Here is an 18,918-nt window from a genome sequence, read left to right as displayed (position 1 = left end):
TCATACGGCCTCCGCCACTTTCCTGCCGGCCAGCAGCGCATCGAAATAGGCGATGGTTCTTTCCAGGCCGGTTTCGAGCGGTACACGCGGCTGCCATCTCAGCAGCTCGTTTGCCCGCGAAATGTCGGGGCGACGCTGCTGCGGATCATCAATCGCGGCAGGCAGATGGATGATCCGCGACCGCGAACCCGTCATGCGGATGACGATATCGGCCAGCTGCCGCACCGGAATTTCTGCGGGATTGCCGAGATTGATCGGCCCGGTGCAATCTTTCGGTTTGGCCGAGAAGCGCAGGAAACCGTCGATCAGGTCGTCGACATAGCAGAAGGAGCGGGTCTGGCTGCCATCGCCGTAAATGGTGATGTCGTCGCCCTTCAGCGCCTGGACGATGAAGTTCGAAACCACACGTCCATCATCGGGACGCATGCGCGGCCCATAGGTGTTGAAGATGCGCCCCACCTTGATATCGACGTCGTAGCAGCGGTGATAATCAAAAAACAATGTTTCGGCGCTGCGTTTCCCCTCATCGTAACAAGCTCGCGGCCCGATTGTATTTACATTGCCGAAATAGGTTTCCGGCTGCGGATTGACATGGGGATCGCCATAGACTTCCGATGTCGACGACTGCACGACGGTTGCACCGCATCTGCGCGCCACCTCCAGCACATTGACCGCGCCGAGCACATTGGTGAGAAGCGTACCGACGGGGTCGCGCTGGTAATCGGGCGGCGACGCCGGCGAGGCGAAGTTGAAGATCAGCGAGACATCGATGTCATAGGGCTTGCGCACGTCGTGCTCGACCAGCAAAAACCGCTTATTGTCCCGTAAATGGGCGACATTCGCCGTGCGGCCCGTCGAAAGATCATCGAGACAGATAACCTCGTGGCCGCTGCTCAGCAGACGCTCGCAAAGATGGGATCCAAGGAAACCAGCCCCACCATTAACAAGAACGCGTTGCCCAGGTTTCCATTCTGAATAGATGGTAACACCGTTGTCATGATCGTTGGGAACGAAATTACGCATAACACACACCTCCCCACGCTGAATCAGCACAACCGATTCAACTACGCTGAATTAAACTCCCGATTTCATGCTATTCGAATATCATTCCTCGATTTTTTCTTCTTCCTGAGGTTTTAATATTCACATTCGATAAATTTCCACTTTGATGATAGGCGCGGCAAAAAACAGGTCAACTTCATTTTATCGAAATATTACAATTGATTACCCAAAATTACTCAAAATAGCCCCTTGCTTTAATACTTTTTAACTATGCCTCCATTATGCCTTTCTTATCGAGCATGAGCGCAAGCTTCGCTCAACCAGTCGGGGCTATCCTGGTTTTGTAAGGCTCGGTCCACCGGGAACAAAACCGCCCGGCGAGATGCGACAGACAGTCGATTTCAGGGGACACACACGATGAATGACATGCCTTATTCCCATAGCGGCAAAGCAGCCCACCATTGTCGCTTCGCGCTTGTTGCCGCAGCGCTTGCGACATTCACTTTCGCGACGGCCTCATGTTCCGTTGTCGAAGACGCCGTTCTTATCAAGACCGCGTCTGCCGATGCCACAACGATCAAGAGCCGGGTTGCTCCGGCGAAGGCGTCCTACGGTTATCAAAAAACGGGCAACGCCGCCGTTACGCTTGTTGCCGATGCTTCGGATACACCTGCTGTGTCACGACATTCCTATTTCGGTTCTTCTCCCTATATCTGCTCGCCGAGCGGATTCGGGCAGAAATCCCGCTGTTTCCTGAGGCCTTGAGCCTCGGGCATAAATCCTGGAGGCAACTGGCGTCCGGTCGGCCGAGGCCGGCCTGACGCTCAGTTCTTCCAGCCGGAGAAGGTCGCGTCTTCATCCTTATGGAAGAAGCGTGAAGCCGCCTCCGTGCGGTTGCGCACGTTCATTTTCTTATAGATGTTGCGAACGTGAACCTTGACCGTGTTCTCGGACAGGTGCAGCCGATCAGCAATGATCTTGTTCTGCGTGCCCTTGCACAAAAGGTCGAGGATCTGCACCTCGCGTGTCGTCAGCGCCGCCATTTCGCTCTTGCTCGCAGCAAGGGCGTCGGCACGGTTGGCGATCACCGCGTTGTTTTGAAGGCCCTTGCCGCTGACGGGCGGCGAATAAGGCGTGAGTTTGCCGAGAAGAGCGGCGGGAAAATGCTCTCCCCCCTTCATAAGCAGATCGACCGCGGCCATGAAGACATCGAGCCGCAGATTAAGCGGCAGCACGCCGTCGATGACGCGCATTCCCACCAACCGCTTCAGCGGCTCCTCGAATTTATCGATGGTCTCTACGACAAGCGCAATCGGCGCATCGGGGTGCTTTTCCCTGACTTGCGAGAGAACGGCGTGAAGCCGTTCTCCAGACATCCGGTAAGGCAAGACGAGACGAACGTTATTACCGTAATCATCGTCGATCTCCGCCGACGACTTTATGCTCACCACCGCGAACGTGGGGAACTTTTTGCCCAACGCCTCCGTGAGGCACTCGGAAAACAGATCCGGGTCCGCTATGATCAATAAAGTTCCATTTATAGGAGCAACGGCATTTTTTTGTTTGGCTGCATAATCTGACGTTCCCATGAACATTGACGCCTCCCTAAAGCGCTTACGCATTACTTTCTTTTGGTTGTGCAGTCTGTCGTTCGCCAGGCCTCCCCTTAAAGTTTAGGGGCGCTTCCCGCCTCAGGCCATGTCAACTATCATTAATCACCCGTTAATTAACGTAAGCTAATACGAAAAGCTGTGTAAATAAATGGCCCAAACGGGTTATTTTTTACAATTGACATACAAAATAGGTTACGAGCCGATAGAATCGTTAACCCCGGAACCACTGCGAAAACAAACACATCGGAAAAGCTTTCCCTGTGGTTTTGCAATCCGGCAAAACATAACTTTTAGTTGATATCCCTTTACATAGCAGGTCGTCGAACATAGTCCGAAGCTGTTTCTTTTCGGGATACGGGCGCTTTCTCGCCGAAATAAACCATGTTTTCAGAAATGGCCGCCTGCCCTGCTCCAACGGGACTTTTTCCACCTCCAACCGGGCGTACAGACTCCTATCACGGCCGGGGCGACATATATATTCGGAGTAAGAACCGATGTGTTTAACCCGAATTGATATCTAGGAAGCCAAAATTTTCTGCGGCACAGTCTGACCGTCGCTCAACGGCGACCGATGAAAAGACTTTGCCGGCTTTAACGTGTGTTTGAAAACGCCGGTCTCTTTTCAAGAAACATGCAAGCAAAAAAAGACGAAGCCACCGCGCTCCCCATTGGAGCGAGGAACGGATTTGTGCGCCTTTTTTACCGAGTGGGGCACAAGGGCTGAACGACGAGAGCCCGGTCACGGGCCGATACCGAACCGCAGATGATGCGTACCGAGTGCATCTGCAAAACATCAATCACTATGCGACCCGGAGCAAGCGCGATAAAATCCCATTTGAGATGAGAGGGATTTCGAAAGCTGCTCCGAGCTTTTTCGGAGGAAATCGAAATGGGTTACAATCCACAGCCTGCTGGCGACGACATCACCAAGATCGGCGCTCTTTCCGAGGGTTTTGCCAATACCTCGACCAATGACGCCAAGGTAGACGACAGCAATGTCGGCACCGCAAACGGCGAAAACCGCAACAACGACAACAGCAACAACAGCACCAACACGGATGTCGATATCGACGCGAAGGTGGATGTTGCTGTCGGCAATGGTGACAATCGCGATAACGACTATGACTGGAGCTATGACAGCAAGTCGTACAGCGACAACGACACGACCACCAAGACGAGCACGGAAACCAACACCAACATTAAGTCCGATTACGACTGGAGCTACGACAGCAAGTCGTACAGCGACAACGACACCAATGTGAAGACTGTCACGGATTCGGACAACAAGACCTTCACCTATTCCGACAACGACACCTCCACCAAGGTGTCGACGACCACCGACAGCTTCAATTCCGCTGACAGTTACTACAAGTCGGATGACGACTTCGGCAACATCGCAGGCGTCAAGGATGTCGGCAACCTCGGCATCGCAGGCGGAGATCTCACCTTTAACCTGGGCGACGACTTCTCCTTCACTCTCGACGTCGACAATATCCTCAACTCCTCGCTGAATGGCGATGGCAATGACACCGGCTTCAGCCTGGTGCAGGCCAACCATCTGGCAGATCAGGATCAGGCCTACGACATCAAGATGCAGAACGGTGGCGCTGAAAACCACCTGAGCGCCAATGCCGGTGACGCCTATGGTGCCGAAGGTATGGACGGCAAGGGTTGGGACCTCAAGGCCGGCGACGATGTCACCAATGCCAGCACGGCAGATGCATCGGCAATCCTTGCGAACTCCGGCTTCCATCTGGAACTCGTACAGGGCGCCAACATGCTCTCCAACGCTGTTGACGTCACGATCACGGGCGGCAACTCCAGTGTTTCGGACGTTGGTGAAGATCACTCCTGATAATCACCTCTCTACGAAAAGAGCTGCACCGGCACCCGCCGGTGCAGTTCGCGGTTAAAAGACCGGGCTTGGCGACGTGAAGCACCACCTCTGAGATGCGTGCCCGCCACTTCAGGGTCCTGCCGCGATGATCAGGGAGGGACTCCAATGCCGATCGACAGAATTTCAGACATGATCGCGCATTTCATCGGCCTGTTCGACACGGTGATCGAGGAAGCGCGCCTGAGAACGAACTATAGCGAAGGCCCGGCGCATTCCAATCCGGACCGCCTGCCGGACGATGAAGCCGCAAAGCTTCTCGACAAAAACTACGACGTTCCGCTTCAGGATTACGATCCCGACGTCAAATACCGCGCCGGCTATTACGATTTCGACTATATCCGCTCAAATTTCGTGCGCCCTGTCGAATACGACATGCAGCAGTTTGCGAATGCCATACCCGTCGATATTTCCGCCGCTAATTTCCGTTTTCCAGGTCGTCTTTCCTTCGAAAACGAGCGGGAACTGGTGGTTCATACCGGCCCCGGCTCCATTGCCGCGCATGTTGCGCAGGTCAATATTCTTCAGGATGACGACTATCTGAACATGACGGATGGCCCGAATGTGGCCCGCGACACGAGTTTCGTGACCGAACGCACCGTCGAATTCTACACTGAAGCGTCCGTCTTCACACCCTTTTCGGTCTTCCAGCGAACGGATAGCTACGAGGGATTGCAGGCGCTGGCCAAAACCGTGCACGACTATATCGATCATGCCCGTGAAAACGATGTGACTTCACTCGGCACCGGTGCGGATCAGGATTTTGTTCTCGCGGGCAACGATATAAACGGCCTCTATATCAATGGCGCGGTTGCCTATGACAAGCCGATGCTCGATGATTTCATGCCGGATCGCGGTATTGCCAAGCCGCCGGAAGAGCTGGAAAAAAGCGATGTTTCGCTGCACGAAGACAGCCCCGCCGGCAACAGCCTCGATGTGGCTGCAGGCGCCAATGTGGTCGCCAACATCGCCACGCTGGTCAACACCGGCGTCATGACCTCCGTGACGGCGGTCATGGGCGACTATCACCAGATCGACGCCATCACCCAATCCTATATCTATAGCGATCGGGACGAGATCTCGTCTGTCTTCACCCGCTCTGACAGTCAGGCCGAGACAGCCGCCTACAACATCGCCAGCTTCCAGCGCAGCGTCTTTCCGGGTGCGGAAAATACCGCAGCGGACAGCCACGAGACGGGTGAGCCGCCTATATTTCCCACAGCCTGGCGTGTCAGCGTGCTGGAGGGGGATGTCTCCTTCGTCCACTGGATCGAGCAGTACCAGTTCGTCAGCGACAACGATACGATGACGGTCACCACATCGGGCGCGAGTGTCAGCCTGCTGACGGGGGGGAATGCCGCCCTCAATATCGCCAATTTCCTCGGCATCGGCATGCAGTATGACCTGATCATCGTCGGCGGCAGTGTGCTGGACATGAACCTCATCAGTCAGATCGCCGTACTTTACGACAATGACTGGGTACGCGCCAATTCCAATGCGCCAGATGGTGCCACCGTTCAATCCGGTAACAACCTGCTCTGGAATGACGCCACCATTCACAATGTCGGCGGCAACGACCGGTTCGAGACGATGCCCGATTACATGCACCAGACGGTGAACGCGATCAACGAGCGCGACCCGAACATGCCGGATGCGCTGGCCCATGACGCTAACTTTGCCGGCTATCAGGGATTGAACGTTCTCTACATCACCGGCAACCTTTATGACGTCAGCATCATCAAACAGGTCAGCGTACTCGGCGATTCCGATGACGTGACCCAGGCTGCGTCCAAGGTTCTCGAAAACAACGACGGTGCCACCGTTCATATCGATACCGGCAGCAACGCCGTGATCAATCTGGCCCAGATCATCGACTACGACAGTTTCGGCACCACCACCTATGTCGCCGGCGGCGTTTATTCCGATGCGATACTGATACAAGGCGGCATCATCGAAAACGATACGTCACAGCCCGCACAGCCAGGCCAACTGGCCAATGAGGTCATCGCTTTTCTGCACGACGACCCCGCAACCATCGAAAACGAATCCAATGGCGTCATCAATGCCGGTCACGACATGTCGTGGTCGAACGCTCATTCATCCGACGTCATGCAAGCGGTCACCGCGTAGATTTTGCCGGCGGCAATGCTGCCAGCAAAACCGCCGATACCGCAAGATCATCGAGGGGACCGATATAAATGGATCATATTTCAAGAAAAATCATTGCCGACGGACGCTCGCTCGACTTGCCACTGGATCAGGAGGCAGAAGACAGCAAACTGACGGACGCCTGCATTTCCGCGATCAACGAAGCCGTTGAGAACCTGCGCCAATTGTCCGGCATGGAACAGGCGGCAAAAGACGCTTCAGCCTCTGCGAACGCCACCCAGCCGCCGCAACTGCGGAGCGCACCGCAGGAAAGCCCCGTCGTGCCGGAACAAAAAGCCAAGATCGACAATGCGGAGCTGAAAAACGCCCCCGATCTGCCTTTTGTCAAAACCATTGAGAATAATGGCGGGCCGATCCGCGAAAACGAGCGCCGACCAGTCCCCGGCGGCGGTGGCGGCGGAAAGGAGCCGGAGGATCACGGTGGAGGTGGCGGCGGCGGCGGTGGCGGAAGCCATAGCGGCTTTCACAAGCGCAGCGAGCCGATCAATTTCGCCGCAAGCCTCGCCAAGGGTATCGCTGCGGTAAGACGAAACATGGTGGTGGTGATGCTGTTCACCATCGCCATCAACATTCTGCTGCTCGCCATACCGCTTTATCTTTTCCAGATTTCCGATCGGGTTCTCACCAGCCGCTCCATGGACACACTTGTCATGCTGACGGTCGCCGTTCTCGGCGCGGTTCTGCTGCAGGCCTTCATGGATGCCATTCGCCGCTTCATCCTGATGCGCACCGCTGTCGAGCTCGAGGTACAGCTCGGGGCGCCGATCCTGTCCGCAGCCGCCCGCGCCTCACTCCATGGCAGCGGCAAGGATTACCAGACATTACAGGACCTTCAGCAGCTGCGTTCCTTCCTGACATCGGGAACCCTGATCGCCTTTCTTGACGCGCCGCTGATGCCACTCTTCATCGTGGTGGTCTATCTCGTCCACCCACATCTCGGCATCATCATCATGGTCTGCTGCGCAGTGCTTTTCGGCATTGCCTGGCTCAACCAGCGCTTCACCGCACGGCAGTTCTCGGAGGCCTCGGGCTATCTCAGCCGCGCCAATTTCCATCTCGATTCCATGTCGCGCAATTCGCAGATCATCAATGCGCTCGCCATGATTCCGGAAGCCGTGAAGATGTGGGGCCGTGAAACCGCGGGTTCCCTGAAATCCCATGTGGCGGCGCAGGACCGTAACATCATGTTTTCTGGTGTTTCAAAGGCGGCGCGCATGGTTACCCAGATAGCGCTTCTTGGCTGGGGTGCGCATCTGTCGCTATCAGGCGAATTGACGGGCGGCATGGTCATTGCGGCCTCCATCATTTCCGGCCGTGCACTGGCCCCGATCGAAGGCGCGATCGAAGGCTGGCACCAGTTCAACAAATCCGCTGCCGCCTATGGCCGCATCAAGCAGCTTCTCATCAATTCGCCGCTCAACTTCCCGCGCCTGCGCCTGCCTAATCCGGAAGGACGTCTCGATGTGGAGCGTATCCTTTTCGTGCCGCCGCCGCAGAAGAAGGTGATTTTGAACGGCATTTCCTTTTCGCTGAAAAAGGGGGAATCGCTCGCCATCATCGGCAATTCCGGGTCCGGCAAGACGACGCTCGGTAAGATGCTGGTGGGTTCCATCCTGCCCACCTCCGGCAATGTCCGTCTCGATCTCATGGATCTGCGCAACTGGGACCAGCGGCAATTCGGTGAAAGCATCGGTTATCTGCCGCAGGACGTGCAGCTTTTCCCCGGCACCATCAAGGCCAATATCTGCCGCATGCGCGACGATGTCGAGGACCGGCAGATTTACGAAGCGGCGGTGCTTGCCGATGTGCACGAACTGATCGCAGGCTTCCCGCAGGGTTATGAAACCGTGGTCGCCGCCGATGGCGCACCGCTTTCGGGCGGCCAGAAACAGCGCATTGCCCTTGCCCGCGCCTTCTTCGGTGACCCGAAATTCGTGGTGCTGGACGAGCCGAACTCCAACCTTGATACGCAGGGTGAACAAGCACTGGCCAAGGCGCTGCTGCACGCCAAGAAACAGGGCATCACGACAGTCACCATCACCCAGCGGCCGGCGCTCCTGCAATGTGTCGACAAGATCATGGTGCTGAAGGACGGATCGGTCGCCATGTTCGGCGAAAGGATGGACGTGCTGAAGGCGCTTTCCGGCAATGGCCGCCCGGCCAGCCAGTCGCCGCAGATCGAGGGTTGAGGATCATCATGTTCAGGAAGAAAAACGCCATCGCCGAAATCAAACCCCAGGGTCAGCTGGAATGGTACAGCGAGGTGCCGCGGTCGATACGGCTTCACAGTTCCATCGGTCTTGCGGTGCTGCTCGCCTCCTTCGGCGGTTTCGGATATTGGGCCGGCACCGCGCCGCTCTCCTCCGCCATCATCGCCCAGGGCAGCTTCGTCGCCACGGGCAACAACAAGGTTGTCCAGCATCTGGAAGGCGGCATCATCAAGGAAATGATGGTCAGCGAAGGCGACACGGTCAAGGTCGGTGACGTTCTCCTGACGCTCGACAAAACAACGGCGCTGGCCAATGAGCGCATGTTTCAGTTGAGGCGCCTTCGTCTCGAAACCATCGTCACGCGCCTGCGCGCAGAAGCCCAGGGCGAAAAAAGCTTCAAGGTCCCTGACATCGTCATGAAGGAGGCAAGCGATCCTGACATCAAATCGATCATCCAGAGCCAGAACGTCGTGTTCCACAGCAAGCTGGTGAAGCTGGAGGAGCAGTTGAACCTGATCAACAAGAACATCAAGTCGCTGGAGTTCCGCTATACGGGCTATGATGGACAAAAACAGTCCTTCGACCGGCAGCTTGCGCTTTTGACACAGGAACGCGATTCCAAAGAAAGGCTCGCCAAGGATGGCGTCATCCGCAAGACCGACATGCTGGCACTCGAACGCGCCATTGCCGATGCCATGGGCGATATCGCGCGGCTGACAGGGGAAATGAACCAGAGCGAAGCGGAGATCGCCAAATTCAAGCAGGAAGCAATCATTGCCGTCAACGCCAACAAGCAGGCGGCACTGGATGCGCTGGAAATCGCGGAATCCGATCTCGACAGCGTCCGCGAACAGGTGCGCGGCGCAGCCGAAGTGCTGGAACGCACCGTCATCCGCTCTCCGGTCAACGGCACCGTCGTGCGCGCCTATTACCATACGCCAGGCGGCGTCATCACGACAGGCAAGCCGATCATGGAAATCCTGCCCGCCCATGTTCCCCTTATTCTGGAAGCACAGGTGCTCAGAACATCCATCGACCAGCTGCATGAGGGCCAAACCGCCGCAATCCGCCTCTCTGCACTCAACCGCCGCACCACGCCTGTTCTGAACGGCAAGGTGTTTTATGTCTCGGCGGACAGTATCGAAGAAGCAGCCGGGCTACAGGTGAAAGACGTCTATATCGTGCGCGTGCAGATACCTGACGAGGAAATCGCCAAGGTCCATAATTTCCACCCGGTGCCCGGGATGCCGGCAGATGTTCTCATCCAGACCTCGGAGCGCACTTTCTTCGAATATCTGACCAAGCCGATCGCTGACAGCATGTCGCGCGCCTTCAAGGAAAGATGAAGAAATAACAGCGGCGTATACTGTCATTCCCGGCTAGGCCGACATACAATGACGATCTGTTTCGTCAGGGCGGGAGAAGCGGCATGGCGGCGATGTCGGATGTATTGCTGCTGGTCGGCAGGCTGAATTACGTGTGGACCAACACGGAAAGCCTGATGATCTATCTGATCGTCCATCTTCTGAAAGTGGAGAAGGAAGCGGCCATCGTCGTGTTCCTGACACTGAACACCACCCGGGCGCGCATGGATCTGATCGAGCGCCTGGCGAAGCTTCCCTCCACCGATGCGAAGGATCGCAAGACCGTCCTCTCCATCATGGCGCGGTTGAAGAAGGAGGCGAAGACGCGCAACAAATATAATCACTGCATCTACTCCTTCGATGAAAAAGGCGAGATCGCCAGCACGCAGTTGATGCGGTTGGTGGAGGATGACAGTCAGGTGCGTTACGGCAAGGTCGAACGCATGGACGAGAAGGAAATCGAACACCTTGAAAAATCGATTGCCGATATCGTCGCCGTTAGCAAGGACATGTGGAGTTTCATCCACGCCAGCCCGCACGTTTCAGCGGATTATCTCTAGGCTCTCGTCTGCAACCGCATGCCGATAGCGGGGTGAGTTTCCCCATACTGCGCCGCCTTAACCGGCAGACACAGTTTTCCGGCCGCGAAATAAAGCAGGAACGAGCCGATCTGATAAGGGAAGATGATATCGATCTCCACGAAGGAGCGCACGACGAACAGCGCGCAGATCGCAAACAGGATGACGCCCTGCGGATCGCTCTTTCGCATCAACACCGAGCGCAGATGCCCTAGCAGCGTTCCGTAGAGCACCATGGCAAGCAGGAGCATGCCGACGAAGCCGTTTTCCACCACCGTTTCGATATAGGTGTTGTGGAAATGGAAGCCGCTGCGGCCGGTGATGAAAAAATCGTTCCACAGCCGTTCTGCATCGGCGAAACCCGCCACCCAGAACCCCTGGTAGCCAACGCCGAAGATGGGCGTCTGTTTTGCCGCCTCGATGCCCTGCTGCCAGAGATAGGTGCGGCCGGTCAGCGTCGAATCCTTGCCGAAAATGCCGAGAATGGCGTCGAGCAGGCCGAACTGCAGGGAGGCGACGGCCAGCAGCGCTCCGAGGCCGCCGAGCGCAAAGAACGTCATCTTGCGATTTGCCGGCGAGAGCATGCCGATCGGAATGAAACCGATGATAAGGCCTACGACCGCCGCGGTGGTGATGGCTGAAGTGGCCGATTGAGACGCGGCGAGACTATAGGCCGACAATAGCCCGGTAACGCCGGCAATCGGCAGCCAGATGCCTCTTTGCTTTAGCACGAGCACCGAGGACGCGGCAAAAATAACGCCAAGCGAGGCGTAGAAGCCGAGCTGGTTCTTGGACGAAAACGCACCGACAAAACTATAGGTACCGTCAAGCGCATCGAAGAGATAGATGCCGAACAGCAGCGAATAGAGCAGAACGAGAGTGATCCCGATCAATGCGCCGCGCGTCAGCGTGCGGATGGAGATCACCCGCATGGCAATCAGCGCGCAGACGATATGGGTCATATATTGGATCGAGGCGCGCATGGTCACCGAGGCCGCTTCCGACCAGAAACTGGAAAGCACGGTCAAAATGCCGAAGCCGAATATCCAGAGATAACGCGGATAATTGCCGAGCACGCGCCGGTAATCGACCACGACAAGCGGCAGCCACAAGCCATAATAGGCAAGAACCGAAACCTGCCCGAAACGCGACGAATAGGCGAAAACGAAGAATGACAGCGCGATGGCCGCCATTCCGTAAACCTCATTGCGTTCGGGATCGATCAGCGCCGATTTGGCGATCCGCATTAAAACCTCACTGCATCAGGATTTCAGACGAGACCTTGATGACGTCGCCGGGCTGGAGGAGCGTATTTTCATCCACCTTCTGCTCCTTCGGCTTGCCATTTTCCTCGCGCACCACGACATAACTGATGTTGGCGGATTTGCCCGAGGGATCGAACCGGATGGCTTCAGCCGATTGCGCCAGCGCTTCCGACATCAATTCGCGGCTGGTGGTCAGCTGCAGATTGAGCTTGTCTAGCTCCGCTTCCGTGTCCTGCAGCTCCTTGGAGCGCTGCGCCACCCAGTCGTTGCGTAGGTTGATCTCGTCCTGCGTCGCCTTGTTGATGTCCTGCTTGGCGCGCAGCGACTGCGTGTCGATATCGAGCAGGGTGGATTCCACCTCGGCCGCGCGCTCTTCCGCGGAAATACGCCGTTGTGACAGTGCAAGACCCTGCTCGTTCAACCGGTTGACGCGGTCACGATCCTCATTGGCGAGCTGGAGCTGGCGGTTCTGGGTTTCCGATTTTTTCTTCAGGGATTCCACTTCACTCTGCAAAAGCGCATGCAGGTCCGTCAGCGCCTTGAGTTGCAGTGTATAGCGCTCCGTGCGCGACTTCATCAGCGCGCTCTCGCTGGCAAGCAGCGTATCGATCTCGGAAATCTTTTCCATCTCCGGTGTCTTGGTGATCGTTTCATCACCCTTGACCTCGGCGATCAACCGCGCCTGACGGGCAAGTAACCTTGCCCGCTGGTTGTCGTAGACCGCGGCGTCACCACGGGCATTGATGAAGTCTCGGGCAAAACGCTGACCGGCATCGGAACGGCGCAGGCCGCCGGCGAGGCTGACGGCCTTCAACACCGTGATATTGGGGGCATAGGGATATTCACCCGGCGTCTGCACGTCACCGCTGAGGAAAATGGGCCGGAACTGCGCGATCTCGACGGAAGCCGAAGGCAGATTGCGAAGGGCGAACTTGCTCTGGAGCTGCGCGCCGATCTCTTCGCTGACTTCGGACGGCGTTTTGCCGGCAACATCGAGTTGACCTATGAAGGGCAAAGACAATGTGCCCGACGGGCCGACGGAATAATCGCCGTTGATGACATCCCAGTTGCGGATGCTGCCATCGGCCGGCTGCCACTCGGCAACGCGGATACGCAGCTTGTCTGCGGTGCCGAGCTTATATTGGACGCCTTCTGCCGCCATGGCGGAAAGAGGCGCGGCAAAGGCAACGGAAGCGGCAAGGACGAGAGCCACAAATGGGCGGTGGGCGGCAAAAAGGCCGTTCATCGGGAAACTCCCTGTTAGCGGATCGCCGCGCGGGCGATCAGGCCGTCGCGTAACCGGACAAGGCCGGTCGCGCAGCGCCGCAAAAAGCGGCCGGTATTGTTAGCACCAATGACGCACCCAAAGACCGGACTTGGGATCCCGGTCAGGGTGCGTGTCGAAACGAAGATCGATAAAGCCGAACTCAATATCGGTTTTCAGTAGCTTCCGCGTGACATGCACACGGCCGGAATGGTCTTGACGATGATGAACACATCCTGGCGCATCGACCAGTTCTGAACATATTGCGTATCGAAAGCCACGCGGGTCTTATAGGAGACGTCGTTGCGGCCGCTGATCTGCCACAGGCCGGTCAGGCCAGGACGGGTGCTGAGATAATAAGCGGCGGCGTTTTCGTAATAGCTCAGCTCCTCGTCGACGACGGGGCGCGGGCCAACCACGCTCATTTCACCACGGATGATGTTGAGAAGCTGCGGCAACTCATCGAGGGAGAGCTTACGCAACACGGAACCAACAGCGGTAACGCGCGGATCGTTCTTGAGCTTGCGGGTCGCGCGCCATTCCTCGGCGGCTTCCGGATTGGCGGCAAGATATTGCCGCAAGATCTCATCGCCGTTCATCGCCATCGTCCTGAATTTCAGGCAATGGAAATAGCGGCCATTATGTCCCACACGCCGGTGACCATAAAAGATCGGACCGGGATCGGAAAGTTTCACCAGAACGGCGATCAACAGGAATATCGGGCTGAAGATGAGCAGCGCAAGCGCAGCCGATGTCATATCGAAGCTACGTTTTGCGATGCCCCCGATAGGGAAACTGACATCGAAGTCTTCGGAGCTGCTGAGTGTCTGTTCAGCCGATTGGGTCGCGGACTTCATAGAGAGAACTCCATTTATGTTTTGCGATTGGTCGGTGCCCGGAGGCGCGTCTTTCCGTCTAAAAGAGATAACAAGTCTGTGTTCGGAATTTGATGCTAATAGATTTTTTGTAAGGCACATTGCCCATAACCGTCTATGCGATTTCTTGCGTGAGCGGCCGATCAACGCTCGGGCAATATTAAGGGTTGCATAAAAAAGCAACAAAGACGCCAATGGCCATGTGTTGAGAGCATGGGTGCCGCCGCGTCATGTATTGGGTTTTACACCGCTGGCAGTCTTTTCTTATGTGTTTCTTGTGACTTGCGGAGATGGGACAGGAACGCAAAGAAGAGCTATGTCCGTGACAGACTATTAAAGTTTTTTGCATCGCAGCAAGATTGTGGCAATGCATATAAAATTTGACATATTGTCCGGGATTTTTTTTACGCGCCATTAGCGCTGCGCCAATAAAAAGCGATGTAAAAATCGCAACAAGGGCGCAAAGACGGCAAAAGAGTGGCAAGGAACCGCATTCCCGTCATAGCAGCCTCGCAAAAATGCCGTAGCTGGCGGAAGTTTTTCTCGGTCAGGGGGGAGTTTCCCGTCTCAGTGGCGTCAAAACCCACGGGATGCGGCGGAATCAGAAGGTCGGCGGCGTGCAGGCACTGATCACCTCACAGGGCACCGGACCGACGCAACGGAAGCGGTGCGGCCTGCGGCTCTCGAAATAATAGGCATCCCCCGGGCCAAGCACCCGCCTCTCTTCGTCAACCGTCACTTCCAGACGCCCTGAGAGGATGATGCCGCCCTCTTCGCCATCGTGAACCAGCGGAACCTTGCCGGTGTCCGCGCCCGGCTGATAACATTCCTTCAGTATCTGCAGGCTGCGGCCGAAAACATTCTCCCCGACCTGTCGGAAAGAGATCGGTCCCTTGCCGATTTCCACCAGCTCATCCGCACGGTAAAAGGCCTTGCGGCTGGTTTCCGGCTCGAACGCGAAAAACTCGGCAAGGCCGATCGGTATGCCGTCGAGAATACGTTTCAACGCGCCGACGGATGGATTGGAAGTGTTGCTCTCGATCAGCGAAATCGTGGAATTGGTAACGCCGGCACGTCTCGCCAACTCACGCTGGGAAATATTGTGACGCAGCCGCAAATGACGCAAACGTCCCCCTATATCTACCGACATGCGTGAGCCCCCGTTGCTGTTGTTCGAAATATCGAAAACATGCCTTCACGCCTATAGCATTTTCAATAACTTGGCCACAGAGAGAAAAGGGCTTGTTCAGTTGCTAAAATAGCTTTCAATCGGCGGCAACGAACAGGAGAACCGTTATGGATAACCCGAGCCGATCCAATTCCACCTCACTCGACAGCTACTGGATGCCGTTTACCGCTAACCGTCAGTTCAAGGCCAATCCCCGCCTGCTGACGAGTGCCGAGGGCATGTATTACACCAGCAACGATGGCCGTCAGGTTCTGGACGGCACGGCAGGCCTGTGGTGCGTCAATGCAGGCCACGGCCGCCAGCAGATTGCCTCTGCCGTCAAGCACCAGCTTTCGACCATGGACTATGCGCCCTCCTTCCAGATGGGACATCCGGTTGCCTTTGAGTTTGCCGAGAGGCTGGCCGAAATCGCGCCCGGCCCGGAAGGGGCGAAACTCGATCGTGTCTTTTACACAGGCTCCGGTTCGGAATCGGTCGACACGGCTTTGAAGATTGCCATCGCCTATCAGCGCGCCATCGGCCAGGGCACCCGCAGCCGGTTGATCGGGCGCGAGCGTGGTTATCATGGCGTCGGCTTCGGTGGCATCTCCGTTGGCGGCCTCGTCAATAACCGTCGCGTTTTCCCGCAGATCCCCGCCGACCATCTGCGCCACACCCATGATCCGGCAAAGAACAGCTTCGTGAAGGGCCAGCCCGAGCATGGAGCCGAGCTTGCGGATGATCTGGAACGGCTGGTCGCCCTGCATGGCGCGGAAACGATCGCCGCCTGCATCGTGGAACCCGTGGCCGGCTCTACCGGCGTGCTGGTACCGCCGAAGGGCTATCTGGAGCGCCTGCGCGCCATCTGCGACAAGCACGGCATCCTCCTGATCTTCGATGAGGTCATTACCGGTTTCGGCCGCATGGGCTCCACCTTCGCCACCAACTATTTCGGGGTTACGCCAGATATCGTCACCACCGCCAAGGGCCTCACCAATGGCGCAATCCCCATGGGCGCGGTCTTCACCAGCCGCAAGGTGCATGATGCGCTGATGCATGGGCCGGAAAACCAGATCGAACTGTTCCACGGTTACACGTATTCCGGCCACCCGGTCGCCTGCGCCGCCGGCATCGCGACGCTTGATATTTATCGCGATGAAGGCCTTTTCACTCGCGCTGCGGAATTGCAGGATGTCTGGCACGACGCCATTCATTCCCTGAAGGGCCTGCCCAACGTCATCGACATCCGCACTATAGGCTTCATTGCCGGCATCGAATTGCAGCCACGCGAAGGCGCTGCCGGTGCACGCGCTTATGATGTCTTTACGGATTGCTTCGAGCGCGGCCTGCTCATTCGCGTCACCGGCGACATCATCGCCCTTTCGCCGCCGCTGATCGCCGAGAAATCCCATTTCGACGATATCGTCTCGATCCTCGGCGACGCCCTTAAGCGCGCGCAATAAAATTAAAAAGCTCTAATAAAGAAAAGGCTGCAATAACAAATGCAGCCTTTTTGCATTTATCACGCCTACAGAGAAAATAGATCATTTATTAAGCATGTTCTATTATCTTCCCAAAGTATAACATTTACGCGGGAACCGCTCCAATGGCATCCATTCAAACAAAAATAATATTGGCGAGTATTGCAATCTTTTCCATCACCGGTAGCGCCGCCGGTATCGGCATATGGTCAGCAGCAACGCTGAACAGCAACAGCGAATATGTGGCCCTTTCGGCCGATGTCCTTCGCAACCACATGCAGGCGGATATGATGCATGACGCACTGCGGTCCGATGTGCTTGCCGCCATTCTTTCCGCCGATGCGCGAATGAATCTCGATCTCAAGGCCGCCAAGGCAGATCTTGACGAGCACGAAGCCAGCTTTCGCGAGGCTATCGAGGCAAACAAGTCGCTGTCATCAGGCACCAATGTCAAAACCGTTATAGACGGCGTCGAAAAGCCGCTTCTCGCCTATATGGATGCAGCCAATGCGGTGGTAGCACTTGCCGGCACCAACCCTGAAGAAGCAAAGAAGCTGATGCCCGAATTCATGCGGCAATTCTCTGCGTTGGAAAAAGCCATGGAAACGGCAGGTGACCAAATTCAGGCACTCTCCGACGCAGCATCGGCCGAAAGCGAAAAGACCAAGTCGGCAATTGACCTTGTGTTGAAGGGACTTTTGATCGTCGCAGCACTTTTCTGCGCCGGCCTTTTCCTTCTCACCCGCAAATCGATAATCCGCCCCATCCTGCAATTGTCGAAGAATATGGAGATCCTCGCAGGCGGCGATACGTCACAAACGCCCTCCGGCATCGATCGCAAGGACGAGATCGGCTCCATGTCAGGCGCAGTCGAAATCTTCCGGCAGGCAGCCATTGCAAATCGAGCACTTGAGGAACAGGCAGCGGCCGCCCGTCGGCAAGCGGAAGCCGATCAGGAAGCGACCCGCAGACAGGCCGAAGAGGAGGCTTCCGAAAGGCTGCGCATCGCTACCTCCGGTCTGGCGGCCGGCCTGAAACGGCTCGCGTCCGGAGATCTGGCCTTCCAGCTGAACGATGCCTTCGCACCGCAGTTCGAGGCCCTGCGCCACGATTTCAACAGTTCGGTCCGGCAACTGGCCGAAACGCTCGTCGCGATTTCGGATGGCGTCGGCACAATTGACGGCAGCAGCCGGGAAATCGCAGCCGGCGCCGGCGATCTTTCGCGCCGCACGGAAAATCAGGCCGCTTCCCTTGAACAGACGGCGGCCGCACTCGATGAAATCACAGTCAACGTCTCGAACGCCAACAAGCGCGCCACCGAAGCACGGCTCGCCGCCACCGATGCCAATCAGAGCGCATTGAAATCGGTCGAGGTGGTAGCGCATGCCGAAGAGGCGATGCGCCGCATCGAGGCCTCGTCGCGGCAGATCAACGGCATTGTCGGCGTGATCGATGAAATCGCCTTCCAGACCAACCTGCTGGCGCTGAATGCCGGGGTTGAGGCCGCCCGGGCCGGTGAGGCCGGCAAGGGTTTTGCCGTGGTGGCCCAAGAGGTGCGCGATCTCGCCCAACGCGCGGCAAAGGCCGCAAGCGAAATCCGCGATCACATCCGGCAATCATCCACCGAGGTGGAAAGCGGTGTGAAGCTGGTTCTCGATACCGGCACGGCGCTGAAGGATATTGGCGAACGCATCGCCGGCATCGACCGCCATATGAATGCCATCGCCACGTCATCCACAGAACAGTCGACCGGTCTTGCCGAAATCAATGCGGCGGTGAACGCCATGGATCAGGCCACCCAGCAAAATGCGGCCATGGTGGAGCAATCCACCGCCGCCTCAGCAACGCTGGCCTCCGAAACGGCAAGGCTGCGCGCACTCGTATCGCGCTTCCATCTGGATGTGGAAACGGCCCGCAACCGGGAAGAGGCGCGCCGGGTCGCATGAAGCGATTGTGAAGCAAGGAATTTCTATCAGAGAAATGCCGGCTCTTAGCCGGCATTTCTCGATTCGTTAGCCCCTTGAAGCGAGGCTGC

14 protein-coding genes are annotated in these 18,918 nt (G+C 56.8%); 8 read left to right on the top strand and 6 right to left on the bottom strand.

Features of this window, described 5'->3' with window-relative positions:
• Positions 1-1,023: a UDP-glucuronic acid decarboxylase family protein gene (locus ACFVTJ_RS12405; RefSeq protein WP_386907737.1), complete on the bottom strand. Its 1,023-nt coding sequence runs from the start codon at positions 1,021-1,023 to the stop codon at positions 1-3.
• Between the two features lie 396 nt (positions 1,024-1,419).
• Here ACFVTJ_RS12405 and ACFVTJ_RS12400 point away from each other — a divergent pair, with 396 nt between their 5' ends.
• Positions 1,420-1,767: a hypothetical protein gene (locus ACFVTJ_RS12400; RefSeq protein ID WP_386907735.1), complete on the top strand. Its 348-nt coding sequence runs from the start codon at positions 1,420-1,422 to the stop codon at positions 1,765-1,767.
• A 59-nt stretch (positions 1,768-1,826) separates the two neighbouring features.
• Here the strand turns inward: ACFVTJ_RS12400 and ACFVTJ_RS12395 are convergent, their stop codons facing one another.
• Complete coding sequence (locus ACFVTJ_RS12395; protein WP_386907733.1) at positions 1,827-2,597, bottom strand: helix-turn-helix transcriptional regulator; 771 nt, start codon at positions 2,595-2,597, stop codon at positions 1,827-1,829.
• Between the two features lie 907 nt (positions 2,598-3,504).
• Between ACFVTJ_RS12395 and ACFVTJ_RS12390 the strand changes: the two genes are divergently transcribed.
• The 5 genes from ACFVTJ_RS12390 to ACFVTJ_RS12370 all read left to right on the top strand — a co-directional run bounded on the left by ACFVTJ_RS12390 (position 3,505) and on the right by ACFVTJ_RS12370 (position 10,812).
• A complete protein-coding gene (locus ACFVTJ_RS12390; RefSeq protein ID WP_386907731.1) occupies positions 3,505-4,470 on the top strand; it encodes a fibrinogen-binding protein in 966 nt (321 codons plus the stop codon).
• A gap of 147 nt (positions 4,471-4,617) precedes the next feature.
• The gene (locus ACFVTJ_RS12385; RefSeq protein ID WP_386907730.1) at positions 4,618-6,639 is read left to right on the top strand and encodes a hypothetical protein; all 2,022 of its coding nucleotides are present in this window, start codon (positions 4,618-4,620) and stop codon (positions 6,637-6,639) included.
• A 68-nt stretch (positions 6,640-6,707) separates the two neighbouring features.
• On the top strand, positions 6,708-8,867 hold the full coding sequence (locus ACFVTJ_RS12380) for a type I secretion system permease/ATPase (RefSeq protein WP_386907728.1): 2,160 nt from the start codon (positions 6,708-6,710) through the stop codon (positions 8,865-8,867).
• Positions 8,868-8,875: 8 nt separating this feature from the next.
• Positions 8,876-10,234 (top strand): HlyD family type I secretion periplasmic adaptor subunit, encoded by a 1,359-nt coding sequence (locus tag ACFVTJ_RS12375; protein ID WP_386907726.1) that lies wholly within the window; start codon positions 8,876-8,878, stop codon positions 10,232-10,234.
• An 83-nt stretch (positions 10,235-10,317) separates the two neighbouring features.
• The gene (locus ACFVTJ_RS12370) at positions 10,318-10,812 is read left to right on the top strand and encodes a hypothetical protein (protein WP_386907724.1); all 495 of its coding nucleotides are present in this window, start codon (positions 10,318-10,320) and stop codon (positions 10,810-10,812) included.
• Here the strand turns inward: ACFVTJ_RS12370 and ACFVTJ_RS12365 are convergent.
• The 4 genes from ACFVTJ_RS12365 to ACFVTJ_RS12350 form a co-directional block, all read right to left on the bottom strand.
• Positions 10,809-12,077, bottom strand: coding sequence for an O-antigen ligase family protein (locus ACFVTJ_RS12365; protein WP_386907722.1), 1,269 nt, complete (start codon positions 12,075-12,077; stop codon positions 10,809-10,811). The genes ACFVTJ_RS12370 and ACFVTJ_RS12365 overlap by 4 nt on opposite strands.
• Before the next feature lie 7 nt (positions 12,078-12,084).
• Positions 12,085-13,341, bottom strand: coding sequence for a polysaccharide biosynthesis/export family protein (locus ACFVTJ_RS12360; protein WP_386907720.1), 1,257 nt, complete (start codon positions 13,339-13,341; stop codon positions 12,085-12,087).
• Between the two features lie 194 nt (positions 13,342-13,535).
• Entirely contained in the window at positions 13,536-14,216 is a 681-nt protein-coding gene (locus ACFVTJ_RS12355) for a sugar transferase (RefSeq protein ID WP_386907718.1), read from the bottom strand.
• Positions 14,217-14,835: 619 nt separating this feature from the next.
• Positions 14,836-15,384, bottom strand: a complete 549-nt coding sequence (locus tag ACFVTJ_RS12350) for a cupin domain-containing protein (RefSeq protein WP_003523802.1) — start codon at positions 15,382-15,384, stop codon at positions 14,836-14,838.
• A 146-nt stretch (positions 15,385-15,530) separates the two neighbouring features.
• On the opposite strand from ACFVTJ_RS12350, the gene ACFVTJ_RS12345 reads away from it, so the two are divergent.
• On the top strand, positions 15,531-16,865 hold the full coding sequence (locus tag ACFVTJ_RS12345) for an aspartate aminotransferase family protein (protein ID WP_386907716.1): 1,335 nt from the start codon (positions 15,531-15,533) through the stop codon (positions 16,863-16,865).
• A 143-nt stretch (positions 16,866-17,008) separates the two neighbouring features.
• A complete protein-coding gene (locus ACFVTJ_RS12340; RefSeq protein WP_386907714.1) occupies positions 17,009-18,829 on the top strand; it encodes a methyl-accepting chemotaxis protein in 1,821 nt (606 codons plus the stop codon).
• Positions 18,830-18,918: the final 89 nt, after the last annotated feature.

Source organism: Agrobacterium sp. NPDC058088, from assembly GCF_042885035.1.
Taxonomy (GTDB): Bacteria; Pseudomonadota; Alphaproteobacteria; order Rhizobiales; family Rhizobiaceae; genus Agrobacterium.
This window is presented reverse-complemented; position numbering and strand designations above follow the sequence as displayed.

Bases quoted from the DNA above. Each gene is read 5' to 3' on its own strand.
- ACFVTJ_RS12405 (WP_386907737.1), bottom strand. From the start codon at position 1,023: ATGCGTAATTTCGTTCCCAACGATCATGACAACGGTGTTACCATCTAT.
- ACFVTJ_RS12400 (WP_386907735.1), top strand. From the start codon at position 1,420: ATGAATGACATGCCTTATTCCCATAGCGGCAAAGCAGCCCACCATTGT.
- ACFVTJ_RS12395 (WP_386907733.1), bottom strand. From the start codon at position 2,597: ATGTTCATGGGAACGTCAGATTATGCAGCCAAACAAAAAAATGCCGTT.
- ACFVTJ_RS12390 (WP_386907731.1), top strand. From the start codon at position 3,505: ATGGGTTACAATCCACAGCCTGCTGGCGACGACATCACCAAGATCGGC.
- ACFVTJ_RS12385 (WP_386907730.1), top strand. From the start codon at position 4,618: ATGCCGATCGACAGAATTTCAGACATGATCGCGCATTTCATCGGCCTG.
- ACFVTJ_RS12380 (WP_386907728.1), top strand. From the start codon at position 6,708: ATGGATCATATTTCAAGAAAAATCATTGCCGACGGACGCTCGCTCGAC.
- ACFVTJ_RS12375 (WP_386907726.1), top strand. From the start codon at position 8,876: ATGTTCAGGAAGAAAAACGCCATCGCCGAAATCAAACCCCAGGGTCAG.
- ACFVTJ_RS12370 (WP_386907724.1), top strand. From the start codon at position 10,318: ATGGCGGCGATGTCGGATGTATTGCTGCTGGTCGGCAGGCTGAATTAC.
- ACFVTJ_RS12365 (WP_386907722.1), bottom strand. From the start codon at position 12,077: ATGCGGATCGCCAAATCGGCGCTGATCGATCCCGAACGCAATGAGGTT.
- ACFVTJ_RS12360 (WP_386907720.1), bottom strand. From the start codon at position 13,341: ATGAACGGCCTTTTTGCCGCCCACCGCCCATTTGTGGCTCTCGTCCTT.
- ACFVTJ_RS12355 (WP_386907718.1), bottom strand. From the start codon at position 14,216: ATGAAGTCCGCGACCCAATCGGCTGAACAGACACTCAGCAGCTCCGAA.
- ACFVTJ_RS12350 (WP_003523802.1), bottom strand. From the start codon at position 15,384: ATGTCGGTAGATATAGGGGGACGTTTGCGTCATTTGCGGCTGCGTCAC.
- ACFVTJ_RS12345 (WP_386907716.1), top strand. From the start codon at position 15,531: ATGGATAACCCGAGCCGATCCAATTCCACCTCACTCGACAGCTACTGG.
- ACFVTJ_RS12340 (WP_386907714.1), top strand. From the start codon at position 17,009: ATGGCATCCATTCAAACAAAAATAATATTGGCGAGTATTGCAATCTTT.